Raw genomic sequence first — 15,413 nt, forward strand, 5'->3', positions numbered from 1 at the left:
ATGCTGCTGCGTTTTACCAAAATGCACGGCCTGGGCAATGACTTCATGGTCCTCGACCTGGTCAGCCAGCACGCGCATATTCTGCCCAAGCATGCCAAGCAATGGGGCGATCGGCACACCGGCATCGGTTTCGATCAATTGCTGATCGTCGAAGCGCCGAGCAACCCGGATGTGGATTTTCGCTATCGGATCTTCAATTCCGATGGGTCCGAAGTGGAACAATGCGGCAACGGTGCGCGCTGTTTCGCCCGCTTCGTCCTCGACAAGCGCCTGACCGCAAAGCGGCAGATTCGCGTCGAGACCAAAGGCGGCATCATCGAACTGGACGTTCGTAGCGACGGCCAGATCGGCGTGAACATGGGCGCCCCGCGCCTGGTGCCGGCGGATATTCCGTTCCAGGCGCCTGAACAGGCGCTGAGCTATCAGGTTGAAGTCGACGGCACGCCGGTCGAGCTGGCCGCGGTGTCCATGGGCAATCCCCATGCGGTGCTGCGGGTCAGCGATATCAACAACGCACCGGTGCATGAACTGGGGCCGAAAATCGAACATCACCCACGCTTCCCGGCACGGGTCAACGTCGGTTTTCTCCAGGTCATCGACCGGGGCCGCGCGCAGTTGCGCGTCTGGGAACGCGGTGCCGGGGAAACCCAGGCCTGCGGCACCGGCGCTTGTGCCGCGGCAGTAGCCGCGATCAGTCAGGGGTGGATGGATTCGCCGTTGTTGATCGACCTGCCTGGCGGGCGTCTGTCCATTGAGTGGGCAGGCCCTGGCCAACCGGTGCTGATGACCGGCCCGGCAGTCCGCGTATACGAAGGACAAGTACGTCTTTGAGTGAGCCAAAGCCATGACCGATAAGCCACAGGTACCAGCCCGACAGTCCGACGAATCTCCGTCCGAGAGCCTGGAAGCGGCGGCAATTGCCGCGTACCTGGAGGCTCACCCGGACTTCTTCGTCGAATACGAAGAACTACTGCCGGCAATGCGCATTCCCCACCGGCGCGGCGACACCGTTTCGCTGGTAGAGCGGCAGATGACCATCCTGCGCGACCGCAACATCGAACTGCGTCACCGTCTGTCGCACTTGATGGACGTGGCCCGCGACAACGATCGCCTCTTCGACAAGACCCGCCGCCTGATTCTCGCGCTGATGGATGCCACCAGCCTGGAAGACGTGGTGATCTGCGTGGAAGACAGCCTGCGTCAGGATTTCCAGGTGCCCTTCGTCAGCCTCATCCTGCTGGGCGACAACGCCATGCCGGTGGGCCGCTGGGTCACCCACGCCGAGGCACAAGTGGCCATCGGCGGCCTGTTGCTGGAAGACAAAAGCGTCAGTGGCAGCCTGCGTGAACATGAGCTGGACTTTTTGTTCGGCGAAGAACAACGCAAACAGATTGGCTCCACGGCCGTCGTCGCCATCAGCCATCAAGGCATCCACGGCATCCTGGCCATCGCCAGCCGTGATCCGCAGCATTACAAAAGCTCGGTGGGCACCTTGTTCCTGAGCTACATCGCCGAAGTCATGGGCCGCGTGCTGCCACGGGTCAATAGCTCCCTGCGCTCGGTACGCTGAACATGGAACGGCAACTGGACGCTTACTGCGAACACCTGCGCAGTGAGCGGCAGGTGTCGCCGCACACGCTGTCGGCCTACCGCCGTGACCTCGATAAAGTCCTGGGCTGGTGCGTCAAACAGAACATCGGCAGTTGGGCGGCACTGGACATTCAGCGCCTGCGCAGCCTGATTGCCCGCCTGCATGCCCAAGGCCAATCCTCGCGCAGTCTGGCGCGGCTGTTGTCGGCAGTTCGCGGGCTCTATCACTACCTGAACCGCGAAGGCCTGTGCGACCACGATCCGGCCAACGGCCTGGCACCGCCCAAGGGCGAACGACGCCTGCCGAAAACCCTCGACACCGACCGCGCGCTGCAACTGCTTGAGGGTGGCGTGGAGGATGATTTTCTCGCTCGTCGCGATCAAGCGATTCTGGAACTGTTCTATTCCTCTGGACTGCGGCTTTCGGAGTTGACCGGCCTCAACCTTGATCAACTCGACCTTGCAGACGGCATGGTCCAGGTGCTCGGCAAAGGCAGCAAGACCCGACTGTTGCCGGTAGGAAAAAAGGCCCGCGAAGCGTTGGAGCAATGGTTGCCGCTGCGGGCGCTGGCCAATCCGGCCGACGATGCGGTGCTTGTCAGTCAGCAAGGCCGGCGCCTCGGGCCTAGGGCGATTCAGGTACGGGTTAAAGCCGCCGGTGAACGCGAACTGGGGCAGAACCTGCACCCGCATATGCTGCGTCACTCCTTCGCCAGCCATTTGCTGGAGTCCTCCCAGGACCTGCGGGCGGTGCAGGAATTGCTCGGCCATTCCGACATCAAGACCACGCAGATCTATACCCACCTGGACTTCCAGCATCTGGCCACGGTCTATGACAGCGCCCATCCACGGGCCAAACGCATCAAAGGCGACGATTCATGAGCATTCAGTTGATCACCTTCGACCTCGACGACACCCTGTGGGACACCGCCCCGGTGATCGTCAGCGCCGAAACCGTTTTGCGTGAATGGCTGACCGAGCACGCGCCCATTCTGGGTGCGGTGCCGGTGGAGCATTTGTGGGCCATTCGCGAGCGCATCCTGAGCAGCGAACCGGGCCTCAAGCATCGCATCAGCGCCCTGCGTCGGCGCGTGCTGTTCCAGGCATTGGAAGAGTCCGGCTACCCCCATGCCGAGGCCTCGGACCTGGCGGACAAGAGCTTCGAAGTGTTTCTGCACGCTCGGCACCAGATCGAGGTGTTTCCGGAAGTCGAACCGACCCTGGAGATCCTCGCCAACCATTACGCCCTCGGCGTGGTCACCAACGGCAACGCCGATGTACGTCGACTGGGCCTTGCGGACTACTTCAAGTTTGCGCTGTGCGCCGAAGACATCGGCATCGCCAAACCTGATGCGCGGCTGTTTCACGAGGCGTTGCAGCGTGGTGGTGCAACACCCGAGACCGCGGTGCATATCGGTGATCATCCGGGTGATGATATTGCCGGGGCGCAGCAAGCGGGGCTGCGGGCAATCTGGTTCAACCCGGCGGGCAAGGCTTGGGAGGCGGACCGTTCGCCGGATGCGGAAATTCGCAGCCTGACCGAATTGCCGGCGTTGTTGGCGCTCTGGAATGCCAGCGCAGCATCACCTCTGTAGGAGCCGGCTTGCTGGCGATCACGGTTCATCATTCAACAACGATGTTGCCTGACCTGGCGCCATCGCCAGCAAACCGGCTCCTACAAGGTTACGAAGAATTTTGTTACACCCATGAAAAAGCCCGCAGCGACGGCGGGCTTTTTCAGCAAACACGGAGCAGCCTTAGATAGGCCGGCTGCCGTACTTGTTGTCAGGCTTCTTGGGCGGATCGGCGACCACATTGGCCTCCACTTCCTGCACCTTGCCACCTTTGGCCAAAAACTCTTCCATGGCCCGCGCGAGAGCATCGCGTTCCTTGTTCTTGGCTTCAACACTCGGCAGTTCATCGACCGATACCGCAGCCTTGGCCTTGCCTTTGGCAGTCGGCGCGGGCGCATCACCGCCGTCGTCGTCAGCAACGTCTTCCGCTGCTGCTTCCAGGCCTTCTTCGGCCTCGTCTTCGTCGCCTACTTCGAGGTCGTCGTTTTCCAGATCATCGTCGCTCATGTTCTACCTCATGACTTGCGAAAAGCAGATTAGTTATAGCCCAGCTTTGCCCTCTGTCGAAGGCTGCCGGAAAAAAATCAACAGCCGCTGCTGACCAGCGGCTATGCCCCATCACCGTGCACGGTGGCGAGGACTTTACGAGCACCGCCATGATCACGGTGCTCGCCCAGATAAACGCCTTGCCAGGTCCCTAATGCCAGTCGGCCTGCCGAAATCGGCAGACTGAGCTGACAACCAAGCACGCTGGCCTTGAAGTGCGCCGGGAGGTCGTCCAGGCCTTCGTCGTTATGCTCATAGCCGTCTGTTCCTTGTGGGATCAGACGATTGAAAAATCGTTCGAAGTCGCGACGTACCGCCGGATCGGCGTTCTCGTTGATGGTCAACGACGCCGAGGTATGCTGCAGCCACAAATGCAACAGACCGACCCGACACGCCTTGAGTTCAGGCAAGCCGGCGAGTAACTCGTCCGTTACCAGATGAAAGCCCCGGGGCCTCGCCCGCAGGGTAATCAGAGTCTGTTGCCACATACAGTTCTCCGCACGTTCGGGGCGCATTCTAGCGCGCTCTGGGAAAAAACAAAGGCCCTAATATTCCTTCCATTGCGTAAGCGATTGCCCGCAGAAAAACGCCTGCCGTAAACGTTCACAAAGCTGTCAGAAGAAACCTTTCAGCCACACATCCAATGACAAATTCCAGACAAAAAAATGCCCGGCAAGCCGGGCAAGTTTTTTATGCGCGTGCTTACAAGTTGTAGCCGCGTTCGTTGTGAAGCGCCAGATCGATGCCGACGGCCTCTTCTTCTTCGGTGATCCGCAGGCCCATGACGGCGTCGAGGACCTTGAGGATGATAAATGTGACGATCGCGGTGTAGATCACGGTAAAGCCCACACCTTTGCACTGAATCCAGACTTGTGCGGCGATGTCGGTCACGGTGCCGAAGCCACCCAGCGATGGTGCAGCGAACACACCGGTCAGGATCGCGCCGAGGATACCGCCGATACCGTGCACGCCGAAAGCGTCGAGGGAATCGTCATAACCGAGTTTTCGTTTCAGGGTGGTGGCGCAGAAGAAGCACACCACGCCTGCAGCCAGACCGATCACCAGTGCGCCCATCGGGCCAACGGTGCCCGCGGCTGGAGTGATGGCGACCAGACCGGCGACCACACCCGAAGCAATACCCAGTGCACTTGGCTTACCGTGGGTGACCCACTCGGCGAACATCCAGCCCAGTGCAGCAGCGGCGGTAGCGATCTGGGTCACCAGCATCGCCATACCGGCGGTGCCGTTGGCTGCAGCAGCGGAACCGGCGTTGAAACCGAACCAGCCAACCCACAGCATCGCGGCGCCCATCAGGGTGTAACCGAGGTTGTGCGGTGCCATCGGGGTGGTCGGGAAGCCTTTGCGCTTGCCCAGTACCAGGCAGGCAATCAGACCGGCCACACCGGCGTTGATGTGCACCACGGTGCCGCCAGCGAAGTCGAGCACGCCCCAGTCCCACATCAGGCCGCCGTTACCGGACCACACCATGTGAGCGATTGGCGCATACACCAGGGTGAACCAGATGCCCATGAAGATCAGCATCGCGGAGAATTTCATCCGCTCGGCGAAGGCACCGACGATCAGCGCCGGGGTGATGATGGCGAAGGTCATCTGGAAGGTGATGAACACCGCCTCAGGGAACAGCGCCGCCGGGCCGGTCAGGCTCGATGGCGTGACACCGGCGAGGAACGCCTTGCCCATGCCACCGAAGAACGAGTTGAAGTTGACGACGCCCTGCTCCATGCCAGTGGTGTCGAACGCGATGCTGTAGCCATAAATGACCCACAGGACGCTGATCAGACCGGTAATGGCGAAGCACTGCATCATCACGGAAAGAATGTTTTTCGACCGAACCATGCCGCCGTAGAACAGCGCGAGGCCGGGAATGGTCATGAACAGCACGAGAGCTGTCGAGGTCAACATCCAGGCGGTATCGCCAGAGTTGAGGACTGGGGCCGCCACTTCGTCTGCCGCCAAAGCTAGGCTGGGCATTACGATGGACAACAGGGCTCCTAGCCCTGCGAATTTACGCAGAGTCATATTGTTTTCTCCTGGGGCGTTGGGTTTGTGGCGGCTTAGATTGCGTCGGTATCGGTTTCGCCGGTACGGATGCGAATCGCCTGTTCCAGATTGACCACGAAGATCTTGCCGTCACCGATCTTGCCGGTGTTGGCGGCCTTGGTTATCGCCTCGATAACCCGGTCGAGATCCTTGTCGTCAATGGCGACATCAATCTTCACCTTTGGCAGGAAATCGACCACGTACTCCGCGCCGCGATACAGCTCGGTGTGACCTTTCTGCCGACCGAAGCCTTTGACTTCAGTAACGGTAATGCCCTGCACGCCGATCTCGGACAACGACTCGCGCACGTCGTCCAACTTGAACGGCTTGATGATGGCAGTGACTAGCTTCATGAAAACTCTCTCCCGAATTGGTGGACTTGCCCCAGGAAAACAAACCCGTCTCAAGTCTAAGCGCAGTGCCTGGCTTTGTAACGCATCGTCGGCTCTAACCTGCCCGTCCGACGCCAGTTAACCGCTCCTTGCGAAACACTCCCCCGTTTCGCCTGGCGCACTGCATTCGTCACAGCGACTGCATCAGTGCATGGGTCATTAGCGTCTAAGCAGAAACCTTGCCATGTCCACAAAATCCTCTGTTTTCAAGCCTTTGCCTGCAGATGGCGACCACTTCACTCCAACACCCGACGCGATACGCACAACAACGGTGCGATGCCGTCCGTCCGCATGCGCGAAAAGCGTGCATTCCTTGCCTGCGAAAATGACTATAGACACTGCGTGATACACTGCCCGCCATTGTTATCAGGACCTCTTCCCATGCTCGCGCCCAAAGACTTCCTCGACGCCCTGACCGGCACCGCCTCCCGCCTCTTCAGCGGCGACACCCCCCTGCCGAAAAGCGAAATCGAAAGCCAGTTCAAAGCGCTGTTGCAGAGCGGCTTCAGCAAGCTGGATCTGGTGAGCAGGGAAGAGTTCGACAGCCAGATGGTCGTGCTGGCGCGCACCCGGGCACGCCTGGAAGCGCTTGAGTCGAAAGTGGCAGAGCTGGAAGCGAAGCTGAACCCACCCACCGAATAATGGACGAATCCCACTGTAGAAACCCAATCCACTGTGGGAGCGAGCCTGCTCGCGATTGAAGGTCGGCACGACCTTCAGCTTCACCTCTAGGAGCTGCCGAAGGCTGCGATCTTTTGATCCCACAGCCCGCAAATATCCCGGCAACGTCCTACAAAGTTCTCATCCGCCGTCCGATTGCGCCGCGATGCTCCGGTTCCTAAGCTCACCTCCTGCTGAAAGTTCAGCACCGGGTTTGGCGACCTGGAAGCTAAAGGAGCATAACGACTATCGACGCAAGTCATGGCGGTTGTGCGTGGGAGATCTTCGGATCTGCCGGGTTCCTTTTGCTCCGGTTCGCCAACCCGCGTACAACTGCCACCCAATTGTTTGGCGACAATTGCCGGCAGCCCTTAAGCAAGAGGAGCTGTATCAATGAATCGAGATGATGCTTACCTGATTCCACACGTCTTCACGCGCCACAAACTTCACCTCCATGCCCTACTCATCCAAAACCAACCCTGGTTCAGCGCCCGCGACCTGAGCCGCCTACTGCGCATCCACCTCAACGACCGCCAACTCCGAAAACTCGACCCCGACCAACACCAAACCGCAAAAACCCTCATCTACGGCCAAACCGAAAACACCCTGCTAATAAGCGAATCCGGCGTCTACGCCCTCCTCATCTACCACTACTGCCCCGAATACCGAGCGCTACGCGAATGGCTCACCCACGAAGTCGTCCCCGCCCTGCGTGACGCCCAACACCCCACCACAACCGAACGCCCACAACTGAGCCTGCTCAATTGGCCGCAAATGTCTTTGAGTTTACTGCACTGGAATAACCAGCCGTGGATTCGGTTGCAGGATGTCCCGCATATGCTGCCTGATCATGAGAAGCCAAGGCCTGCGGTCAATGCACCATGGTGGAAGCGAGCTTCGCGGATGCTGCAAACGCTTTGAGCACAGAGGTTCAACCACGCTCGATCTGGGCTGGACGTAAATCGAAGGTCGATTGCAGATTCAGCCAGAACTCGGGCGTGGTGTTCAGTTGAACAGATAGCTTGCCCGCCAGTCCGGCGCCGACACCGCTCTGCCGACCCAAAACATCAATCAACTCAGCCTCAGGCTCGGTCATAGAGCGAGCCAAAGCGGTGATTGTGATGCCCAACGGCTTCAGAAACTCTTCGCTGAGAATTTCACCAGGATGAATCGGCCGCATTCCATTTCGGTTCATCTTTACCTCCAAACGCTGCATAGAACCGCGATCATAAGCAGACACCTTAATCAGGCAAGACCATCCACACGTTTTCACCAGCGTCCCTCATCTTTCTCGGCAAGGTCCTACAAAAAGCAGGTCTTGTACCGACTTTTCGACTGGTCACTTTGAAGACAAGATAGCGAGAGCCTAAATCTGGGTGGATAGCGCAGTATCGTACTGGCGTACTTCGGTTAGCCGGCACCGTTCCAACCTGTCAGCGCCGCTTCCTTCAGGCCGCTGCAGATAAATAGCTTGAGTCAACCGCAGCAAGCGGTTTTCGCCGGCTAGGTGCATCTTTTCTAAACCACTGCGACCATCAGAAACCGCAATGTTTTTTTGGACGGCGCGACCTCTTTTTCTGATCGTGGCTTGCCACCGTCCAACCACAAGCTAACCTATGGCTTGTAAAGACGTTGATTTTGTGATTGGTAGCTGTAGAATGCACCGATTTTGAAAGTCAAACTCCGCGTATCAATTGGAGAAAGGAAACGGAAATGAAGAGATCTGATGACACGAACATTTATCAAAATGATAAATCGGTCCGCACTGAGACCAATCAGAACTCCAACATTATCGGCTTCGCTACTTTCAAAGAAAAAAAAGCCGAAAATGAATACAAAAAAGCCATAAATAATATTCTGGCACGAGCGCAAAAAGTAGACTGGTAACAAAAGGTAAAGCTTTTGCTCGTGCTTCAAGGGCGCGAAAAATGTCAGCACCTGCATCTAAGGAAAGAGCTCCATCCCATAGCCACTCAACTACAACTACTACTCGTAGCATTAGAGACCGGATAGAAGGTCGACGCAGCGATGAAATAATTATCGCATTTTGTGGCCCTGTTGGCTGTAACCTAGCAGATGTTATTAGAACAACACGGACCCAATTTGAAGAATACGGATATGCCACTGAACATATAAAAGTCAGTGACATAATAAGAACGTATTTTCGCGAACACGGCCTACCAGACCATCTGAAGCATTTATCTCTTGAGCCCTCTAGCGGAAAACAGAGATATAACACCCTGCAAGATCTTGGCAACAACCTAAGAGAACAATTTGACCCACAAATACTAGCAGCTTTGTCTATGGCAAATGTCGCAGCTAAACGTGACATCGCTATGTCAAAGAACGATGCCAGCAAACCACCAAAAACAGTTTACATAATTGATCAGCTTAAGCACCCGGAAGAGGTTGAACTCTTCAAGCTTGTTTACGGCGATATATTTTATTTAATTGGCGTTCTTAGCCCACAAAACGTCAGATTTAACTATTTAACACGTACAGAAAGAATTCCTGGTCACGACGCTCAGTATCTTATTGATCGCGACAGGGACGAGTTGAATGCCACGCACGGTCAAAAACTAGAAAAAACTGTACAGCTTGCAGATTATTTCATCAGAAACAATCAAGACTCCATATCCAATCTATTTGATCCTTGCCAAAGATTTGTTGCACTGGTGCATGGAAAAAATGGTGTAACTCCTACGAAAGACGAATCCGGAATGTATGCTGCTTACTCGGCATCGTTAAAATCTGCCTGTCTAAGCAGACAAGTTGGCGCCGCAATTGCCAACAAAGAAGGCAACGTAATTTCTTTGGGTTGGAATGACGTTCCGAAATTCGGCGGCGGACTGTACACATCAGACTTACCCAATGATCAACGATGCATATATCACGGAGGAAAGTGCTATAACGACATCCATAAGTCATTGCTTATTCAGGACATTGTCAAAATAGTCAGCTCAAAAGTCACAGTAACAAATGAGACCAAGGAAGAACTAGCAAAACTCATTCAAAAAGAAACAAGAGCTGGCTCAATTATCGAATTCTCTCGTGCAATCCATGCTGAAATGGAGGCGATACTTGGACTAGCCAGATCGCAGGGAAATTCCACTGACTCTTGCGTTCTTTATACAACGACATTTCCCTGCCACAACTGCGCCCGTCACATTATTGCCGCAGGAATAAAGCGCGTTGTATACATTGAACCATACGAAAAAAGCTTAGCACTAGACTTGCATGAAGATGCAATAACCACAGATGCGAACCTGCCAGGAAAAACCTTATTCGAAACCTTTGCGGGTGTATCACCGAGCAAATATGCATCTTTCTTTATTGCGCGCGGAAAAAGAAAAGACAGTAGTGGTCTTGCTATCGATATAATAAAAATCGACGCACAACATATTGGCACTGAATACCTTGACCCTTACCAAACGATCGAAGGTAAGGTTGTCCAGGATTTAATGTCGAAAGTATCGTCTGCTCCCCCTAGTTCTACTCCTCCGACTACTCCAGTACCACCTGTCCCACCTGCGCCGCCCGCAGCTCCCACTCCACCCGCAGGCACAGTTTCTGCAGCAGACTTACCTCCTCCGCCTCCATGGCCTCCAACTCCACCAAAAGCTGCTTGAATTTAAGTACACCCCGAAGAGAAGGTCGGTGTGTAGTACATCGACCTAAACCAAACCCCACCTCACTAAAGCCTGTAATAAAAAAACCGCCTCTTCAGGGCGGTTTTATTTCGCCTGCAACTCAAGCCAATCCACCTCGCAACATCCAGTGAAAGTTTGCCCCATCAACCAACTCACCAATATCCCCTCCCCCGACTACCCTTCAAATACCGCAGGAAGCGGCCCCCGTACAATTCAAGGAACGACCATGTCCCTCTCCATCGTCCACAGCCGCGCCCAGATTGGCGTGGATGCACCCGCTGTCACAGTCGAAGTCCATCTGGCCAATGGTTTGCCATCGCTGACCATGGTTGGGCTGCCCGAGGCGGCGGTGAAGGAGAGTAAGGATCGGGTGCGCAGTGCGATCATCAATTCGGGGCTGCAATTTCCGGCGCGGCGGATCACGTTGAATCTGGCGCCGGCGGATCTGCCCAAGGATGGCGGGCGGTTCGATCTGGCGATTGCGTTGGGGATTCTCTCGGCCAGTGTGCAGGTGCCGACGCTGACGCTCGATGATGTGGAATGTCTGGGTGAGTTGGCGCTGTCAGGCGCGGTGCGTGCCGTGCGCGGCGTCTTGCCGGCGGCATTGGCGGCGCGCAAGGCCGGGCGTTCGCTGATGGTGCCGCGGGCGAATGCCGAGGAGGCGTGCCTGGCGTCCGGCTTGAAGGTGATTGCGGTGGATCATCTGCTGGAAGCCGTCGCCCATTTCAACGGGCACACGCCAGTCGAACCCTATGTCTCCGATGGCTTGATTCACGCCAGCAAACCCTACCCCGACTTGAACGAGGTACAGGGGCAACAAGCCGCCAAGCGTGCGCTGCTGATTGCTGCGGCGGGCGCCCATAATCTTCTGTTCAGCGGGCCGCCAGGGACGGGCAAGACGCTGCTGGCGAGTCGTTTGCCAGGCTTGCTGCCCCCGCTGGCGGAGTCTGAGGCGCTGGAAGTGGCGGCAATTCAATCCGTGGTCAGTTGCTCCCCCTTGAGTCATTGGCCGCAACGACCCTTCCGCCAGCCCCATCACTCTGCTTCCGGGCCTGCACTCGTGGGGGGCGGCTGTGACATTTCGCAATAAATGCAACTAATTGGAAATAGATGCAACTGACGCCCGTCCCACTACCACAACTGATTTTATAAACATGCTAGAGAATACGGGCCTTCCAGCGGGGCTGAAGCCTAAGAGAAGTCGGAGAGCTGATGCCGAGCCTACATTTCGGGCTTAGATAGGGTTGCGGTCCTTGGACGGAAATCAAATGATCCAAGATGTGGATCAGTGTCGTACCACAGAAGGTCCGGCAGATCGTTACCAGGTCGAACCTGCGGGTAATTCCTTAGGATTGGCCACCATCAGCAAATGCTCTGGAGCTTTCTCTCGATCGGGATCGACAGCGGCGCGGAATGACTGAATCAAATATTTGGCCATTGATGCACGGACCGTGAATACCTTCGCCACGGTGCCGCCCATGTACTCATCCCTGACCATCATGGCTTGAGCCGCAGAGAGTCCGCTGTGCGGGACCAGACGAATGGAGATCATCTGGTGCCAGGTTTGATCTTGATCCCCAGACTGTAGATCAGCTTGCTCAGACGCACTGACCGTCAAAATACGCCCTAGGTTGAAATCCCTGAATTCCTGAGCCTTAGAGCAAAACGCCCGAACGTGCCACCGCGGCCCTGCCTGGATCAGCGCGTGCGGCCTGATGATTCGATCCTGTCCCTGCGGATTGGTCATGGATCGATATTGCACCTTTATGCACCGGCTCAGAGCAATCGCCTGGTGGATCTGGGAAAACATGGGATACCGGATTGCGGTGGCATCGATTTGAGAGTGTTCGAACGGGACGCAGGTCGCGACACCATCAAGCCCTCGAGAGGCGCCAATCAGCCGCTGGTACTCGCCAAATTCTCCGACGGTGAGCTGCGGGCGCAATCCCCAAGACGCCACATAGCTTTTACTTGCCATTTCCGGCTCACAAGCATCCGGATATTGCAGTCGATAGTTGGTGATATCCCGGCTGGCCAGCGTTTCATGCACATCAAACAAGCTCAGCATGCGCGATCTAGAAACCCGCCCTTCCCAAAGAAGAAGTATCTCGATGGCTTCAAGACGCTCTTGGGGAGCTGAGCTACGGCGGGGCATGGTGATCAATCCAAAAAAAGTACGTATTACCGTAGCATAGATCTATTGGTAGATCTATGCTACGAATATGACCCCAGTAGTCCCGAGTGTTAGGCATGGAAACCCGCATCCCTCCACTGTTCGAACGCATCCCGGAAGACATATTCCGGCCATTAGCCACCAACAATAATCGGCGCTACTGGGAGCTTCTCAGTCGATTAATGGAAGAGATGTGGGGCGACGGTGGACGTTCCCCTGGAGAAGAAGCACCGAAACCCGTCGTCATTCGCACAATCGAGTCCTTGCTGATTGCGGATGATCCGTGGGGGGAAGAGCTCGGTAGCAGCTTGAATATTCGCGCTCATAACGCCTTCAAGGTGCTGTCCACCAGTGGATGGCTCAGCGAACGTCGCCGCGGCGTAATCGAACACGTCACAGTGCGGCCGATCGTAGCCCGCCTGTTTTCGATGCTGTCGGATTTTGCCTACCACCAGCCCGAGTTCTTGGGCGGACAGGTTCACTCCATTTGTGTAAACCTGCGGGAGGTGGCAACGGGTAAGGCTCCTCAGCTGTACACCATTGCGGCCAAGCATGCCAAACAATGTCTGGCACACATCGCAAATACCGGGTGCCGCATTCAAGATGTGATGGACGAACTGGTTACCAAACAGTCGGTGAAGGAGTTCACCCAGGGATTCTTCGAGCAGTACATCGACAAGGTGTTCATCGCCGACTACAGCGACATGCGTACCAACAACCACCCACTGCAGTTCAGGTCCGAGGTCATTCGACTCACGCTCCAGTTTAAGCATGACAAGGATTTTCGGGAGTCGCTGATCGGGTGGTATGCGCAGAAGATGACAGGCGATGACTTCCTTCGCGCCGAAGCCCTCTATGAGCGTGACACCCGTCAGCTGCTGCGCCTGCAAGAAGTTGAGGAACATCTACGCCGGCTTGATGAAGAGATCCGGATCGCCTACCAGCGAGCCCTGGCAATGTTCGAGTACAAGCTACGGTCGCCTGGCAACTTCGATCAATTGATTCAGCAGGCGATCAGCGGCACGCAAGATCTTCCGGAAGGGCATTCTGCGCTCCCGTCAGTTTCTGGCTTTTATCATGCATCTGGGGTTGGTCTGGCCAAACCTCGAGCGCCAATGCGTGAAGTGCGTGCAACACCCGTTGAAAAGGAACAGCCCAGCACTCAGCAGTTGGCCATGGAAGCGCTCAGGCAGCAAATGAACGCCGCTCGCAACATCACCCCAATCAAGCTTGCTCAGTATGTCGCCCGCCATCTGGGCAGAAAGCAAGCTGTCGTTTCTGATGAACTGACAATCGAATCCATCACTGATCTTTGCTGTTATCAGAAGTTGCTGCTGATCGCTTCACGTGAAAATTGCCCATCCGATAAACGTTTGAACGATCCGCATCTTCAGATGGTAAGGGGAATGCAGGTGGGTTTTGTTGCCAACGCCGTCACCCGCAATGAATACATGGAACATCAACAATTCGTGATCCGCGCGAGGAGTGTCAAATGATCAGTTGGGAGCGCTTGGCAGAAGACTCATCAGGGAACCACATGGTCGAGGATTTCGAGAAGGCGGCCTATCGCCTAATGGTTTCTCAGGCCATTTACGCCACAGATCATGGTAGTCGCTATACCTATCAGTTGATCGTGAAATACCTGGCGACCTTCAAAGAGCTCCTTTCCAAGTTCGGCATGTCTCTAAGGCACAACCCTCATCATTCCTACTTGGTAGCCATTCCCAGCCACCAGGTCGCGGAGAAGATGTCCATTAACGAAACCCGCCTAGCCTTGGTGCTGCGCCGTTTCTACGATGATCGAATGCACACTGCCGAGATTAGCGACGGTGAAGCCTACATTTCCCTGGAAGAGCTCGAACGTGCCTATCGAGAATGGCTCAACCGCGTTCTTCCTGAACGGGCAGAGCTCAGGCAACTCGCCATTGCTTTGAAGCGCTACGGGCTAGTGCGCCTTGAGGATTCAGCGGACGGACAGCCATTCAAGATCGTCATCCGTCCGGGCATCACCGATATCCTCGGCGAGACAGCACTCCATCAGCTTGCCGCTTATGGGACCGTTGAGTCCAACTCGGAGGTCGACGATGAAATTGCTTGAGCATGTGGTGCTGGTTCAGTTTTTTCTTTACGGCGGCGAAGACTTGGAGACAGGTCTGAACACTGCGTTTCTTGGCCCCAACGGTACGGGCAAGTCCGCCATCCTCGATGCTATTCAAGTGGTAATGCTGGCCGCCGATGGCAGCCGCACGCATTTCAACGCGGCCGGTGAAGGTAAAAAGCGCGCACGCACCCTACGAGATTACTGTCTTGGAGCCTATGTGCCCGGGATAAAGGAATACGCCCGCACATCAGCCAATACCTATGTTGATCTTGTGTTTCGGGACACGGAGACCGGCATTCCCTTTACTGCCGGTGTCGCCCTCAGTGCCCGGGTTGAAGACTCACATCATGAAGTCGAAGGACTGTACATTCTTCCTGGCGTCGCCCTGACCCCCAAGCATCATCAGCAGACAGAGGGGCAGCGGGAAACTGTGTTGCCATGGAAGGACTTCCGCCATGTAGCTGCCGATTTGTGCCGACTGGAGGGGCACGGCACACCAGTCATCACCCGACATAAAGACGAGTTTATTCGCCAATTGCTCATCGACCACCTGGCCGGCCCGGGGACAAGCCCAACTCGAAATCCCTGCGCGCAGCATTTGCGCGCTCGTTAAAGCTCAGCGAGGAAATTCATGATCTGAGCGATACCCTGCGTCAGCATCTGATC

The 15,413-nt window shown here is 56.1% G+C and carries 17 protein-coding genes and 1 pseudogene; 12 read left to right on the forward strand and 6 right to left on the reverse strand.

From position 1 onward, the window contains the following. The 4 genes from dapF to M5G20_RS10170 are packed head-to-tail and all read left to right on the forward strand — an operon-like array spanning position 1 to position 3,185. Positions 1–831 carry a diaminopimelate epimerase gene (gene dapF / locus M5G20_RS10155; RefSeq protein WP_273919027.1) on the forward strand — a complete coding sequence of 277 codons (831 nt, stop codon included), beginning with the start codon at positions 1–3 and terminating at the stop codon, positions 829–831. 13 nt (positions 832–844) lie between these two features. Then, entirely contained in the window at positions 845–1,570 is a 726-nt protein-coding gene (locus M5G20_RS10160; RefSeq protein WP_273919028.1) for a DUF484 family protein, read from the forward strand. Between the two features lie 2 nt (positions 1,571–1,572). Beyond that, positions 1,573–2,472 carry a tyrosine recombinase XerC gene (gene xerC, locus M5G20_RS10165; protein WP_273919029.1) on the forward strand — a complete coding sequence of 300 codons (900 nt, stop codon included), beginning with the start codon at positions 1,573–1,575 and terminating at the stop codon, positions 2,470–2,472. After that, entirely contained in the window at positions 2,469–3,185 is a 717-nt protein-coding gene (locus M5G20_RS10170; RefSeq protein ID WP_273919030.1) for an HAD family hydrolase, read from the forward strand. Before xerC ends, M5G20_RS10170 begins: the two co-directional genes overlap by 4 nt. Before the next feature lie 162 nt (positions 3,186–3,347). On the opposite strand, the gene sutA is transcribed toward M5G20_RS10170, so the two are convergent. From sutA to glnK, 4 genes are all read right to left on the reverse strand, one after another. Beyond that, positions 3,348–3,671 carry a transcriptional regulator SutA gene (gene sutA / locus M5G20_RS10175; RefSeq protein WP_150705529.1) on the reverse strand — a complete coding sequence of 108 codons (324 nt, stop codon included), beginning with the start codon at positions 3,669–3,671 and terminating at the stop codon, positions 3,348–3,350. Between the two features lie 101 nt (positions 3,672–3,772). After that, a complete protein-coding gene (locus tag M5G20_RS10180; RefSeq protein ID WP_075946468.1) occupies positions 3,773–4,198 on the reverse strand; it encodes a secondary thiamine-phosphate synthase enzyme YjbQ in 426 nt (141 codons plus the stop codon). Positions 4,199–4,412: 214 nt separating this feature from the next. Next, positions 4,413–5,750, reverse strand: coding sequence for an ammonium transporter (locus tag M5G20_RS10185; protein ID WP_046818496.1), 1,338 nt, complete (start codon positions 5,748–5,750; stop codon positions 4,413–4,415). A gap of 35 nt (positions 5,751–5,785) precedes the next feature. After that, positions 5,786–6,124: a P-II family nitrogen regulator gene (gene glnK / locus M5G20_RS10190; RefSeq protein ID WP_002555808.1), complete on the reverse strand. Its 339-nt coding sequence runs from the start codon at positions 6,122–6,124 to the stop codon at positions 5,786–5,788. Between the two features lie 420 nt (positions 6,125–6,544). On the opposite strand from glnK, the gene M5G20_RS10195 reads away from it, so the two are divergent. Together M5G20_RS10195 and M5G20_RS10200 are read left to right on the forward strand one after the other, a co-directional pair. Further along, positions 6,545–6,805, forward strand: a complete 261-nt coding sequence (locus tag M5G20_RS10195) for an accessory factor UbiK family protein (protein WP_273919031.1) — start codon at positions 6,545–6,547, stop codon at positions 6,803–6,805. A 411-nt stretch (positions 6,806–7,216) separates the two neighbouring features. Further along, a complete protein-coding gene (locus M5G20_RS10200; RefSeq protein ID WP_273919032.1) occupies positions 7,217–7,744 on the forward strand; it encodes a BRO-N domain-containing protein in 528 nt (175 codons plus the stop codon). A 10-nt stretch (positions 7,745–7,754) separates the two neighbouring features. On the opposite strand, the gene M5G20_RS10205 is transcribed toward M5G20_RS10200, so the two are convergent. Then, complete coding sequence (locus M5G20_RS10205; protein WP_273919054.1) at positions 7,755–8,018, reverse strand: HigA family addiction module antitoxin; 264 nt, start codon at positions 8,016–8,018, stop codon at positions 7,755–7,757. Between the two features lie 518 nt (positions 8,019–8,536). On the opposite strand from M5G20_RS10205, the gene M5G20_RS10210 reads away from it, so the two are divergent. The 3 genes and pseudogenes from M5G20_RS10210 to M5G20_RS10220 form a co-directional block, all read left to right on the forward strand. After that, complete coding sequence (locus M5G20_RS10210; protein ID WP_273919033.1) at positions 8,537–8,710, forward strand: hypothetical protein; 174 nt, start codon at positions 8,537–8,539, stop codon at positions 8,708–8,710. Positions 8,711–8,751: 41 nt separating this feature from the next. Continuing rightward, positions 8,752–10,452: an anti-phage dCTP deaminase gene (locus M5G20_RS10215; RefSeq protein WP_273919034.1), complete on the forward strand. Its 1,701-nt coding sequence runs from the start codon at positions 8,752–8,754 to the stop codon at positions 10,450–10,452. 247 nt (positions 10,453–10,699) lie between these two features. Then, positions 10,700–11,545, forward strand: a pseudogene (locus M5G20_RS10220) (YifB family Mg chelatase-like AAA ATPase); the annotation flags it as partial. Between the two features lie 246 nt (positions 11,546–11,791). Here the strand turns inward: M5G20_RS10220 and M5G20_RS10225 are convergent. Continuing rightward, the gene (locus M5G20_RS10225) at positions 11,792–12,628 is read right to left on the reverse strand and encodes a WYL domain-containing protein (protein ID WP_273919035.1); all 837 of its coding nucleotides are present in this window, start codon (positions 12,626–12,628) and stop codon (positions 11,792–11,794) included. A 95-nt stretch (positions 12,629–12,723) separates the two neighbouring features. On the opposite strand from M5G20_RS10225, the gene M5G20_RS10230 reads away from it, so the two are divergent. Genes M5G20_RS10230 through M5G20_RS10240 form a run of 3 tightly spaced genes read left to right on the forward strand, consistent with a single transcriptional unit; the run spans position 12,724 to position 15,360 of the window. Beyond that, a complete protein-coding gene (locus M5G20_RS10230) occupies positions 12,724–14,142 on the forward strand; it encodes a Wadjet anti-phage system protein JetA family protein (protein ID WP_273919036.1) in 1,419 nt (472 codons plus the stop codon). Then, a complete protein-coding gene (locus M5G20_RS10235) occupies positions 14,139–14,744 on the forward strand; it encodes a DUF4194 domain-containing protein (RefSeq protein WP_273919037.1) in 606 nt (201 codons plus the stop codon). Before M5G20_RS10230 ends, M5G20_RS10235 begins: the two co-directional genes overlap by 4 nt. Then, on the forward strand, positions 14,731–15,360 hold the full coding sequence (locus tag M5G20_RS10240) for an ATP-binding protein (RefSeq protein WP_273919038.1): 630 nt from the start codon (positions 14,731–14,733) through the stop codon (positions 15,358–15,360). Before M5G20_RS10235 ends, M5G20_RS10240 begins: the two co-directional genes overlap by 14 nt. The last annotated feature ends 53 nt before the right edge of the window (positions 15,361–15,413 follow it).

The organism is Pseudomonas sp. TNT2022 ID1044 (genome assembly GCF_028656895.1).
GTDB classification, from domain to species: domain Bacteria; phylum Pseudomonadota; class Gammaproteobacteria; order Pseudomonadales; family Pseudomonadaceae; genus Aquipseudomonas; species Aquipseudomonas reinekei.

Excerpts from the sequence above, each read along its gene's own strand:
- M5G20_RS10240 (WP_273919038.1), top strand. The coding sequence starts at position 14,731 with ATGAAATTGCTTGAGCATGTGGTGCTGGTTCAGTTTTTTCTTTACGGC.
- M5G20_RS10180 (WP_075946468.1), bottom strand. The coding sequence starts at position 4,198 with ATGTGGCAACAGACTCTGATTACCCTGCGGGCGAGGCCCCGGGGCTTT.
- M5G20_RS10230 (WP_273919036.1), top strand. The coding sequence starts at position 12,724 with ATGGAAACCCGCATCCCTCCACTGTTCGAACGCATCCCGGAAGACATA.
- dapF (WP_273919027.1), top strand. The coding sequence starts at position 1 with ATGCTGCTGCGTTTTACCAAAATGCACGGCCTGGGCAATGACTTCATG.
- M5G20_RS10185 (WP_046818496.1), bottom strand. The coding sequence starts at position 5,750 with ATGACTCTGCGTAAATTCGCAGGGCTAGGAGCCCTGTTGTCCATCGTA.
- glnK (WP_002555808.1), bottom strand. The coding sequence starts at position 6,124 with ATGAAGCTAGTCACTGCCATCATCAAGCCGTTCAAGTTGGACGACGTG.
- M5G20_RS10200 (WP_273919032.1), top strand. The coding sequence starts at position 7,217 with ATGAATCGAGATGATGCTTACCTGATTCCACACGTCTTCACGCGCCAC.
- M5G20_RS10205 (WP_273919054.1), bottom strand. The coding sequence starts at position 8,018 with ATGAACCGAAATGGAATGCGGCCGATTCATCCTGGTGAAATTCTCAGC.
- xerC (WP_273919029.1), top strand. The coding sequence starts at position 1,573 with ATGGAACGGCAACTGGACGCTTACTGCGAACACCTGCGCAGTGAGCGG.
- sutA (WP_150705529.1), bottom strand. The coding sequence starts at position 3,671 with ATGAGCGACGATGATCTGGAAAACGACGACCTCGAAGTAGGCGACGAA.
- M5G20_RS10215 (WP_273919034.1), top strand. The coding sequence starts at position 8,752 with ATGTCAGCACCTGCATCTAAGGAAAGAGCTCCATCCCATAGCCACTCA.
- M5G20_RS10195 (WP_273919031.1), top strand. The coding sequence starts at position 6,545 with ATGCTCGCGCCCAAAGACTTCCTCGACGCCCTGACCGGCACCGCCTCC.
- M5G20_RS10225 (WP_273919035.1), bottom strand. The coding sequence starts at position 12,628 with ATGCCCCGCCGTAGCTCAGCTCCCCAAGAGCGTCTTGAAGCCATCGAG.
- M5G20_RS10235 (WP_273919037.1), top strand. The coding sequence starts at position 14,139 with ATGATCAGTTGGGAGCGCTTGGCAGAAGACTCATCAGGGAACCACATG.
- M5G20_RS10170 (WP_273919030.1), top strand. The coding sequence starts at position 2,469 with ATGAGCATTCAGTTGATCACCTTCGACCTCGACGACACCCTGTGGGAC.
- M5G20_RS10160 (WP_273919028.1), top strand. The coding sequence starts at position 845 with ATGACCGATAAGCCACAGGTACCAGCCCGACAGTCCGACGAATCTCCG.
- M5G20_RS10210 (WP_273919033.1), top strand. The coding sequence starts at position 8,537 with ATGAAGAGATCTGATGACACGAACATTTATCAAAATGATAAATCGGTC.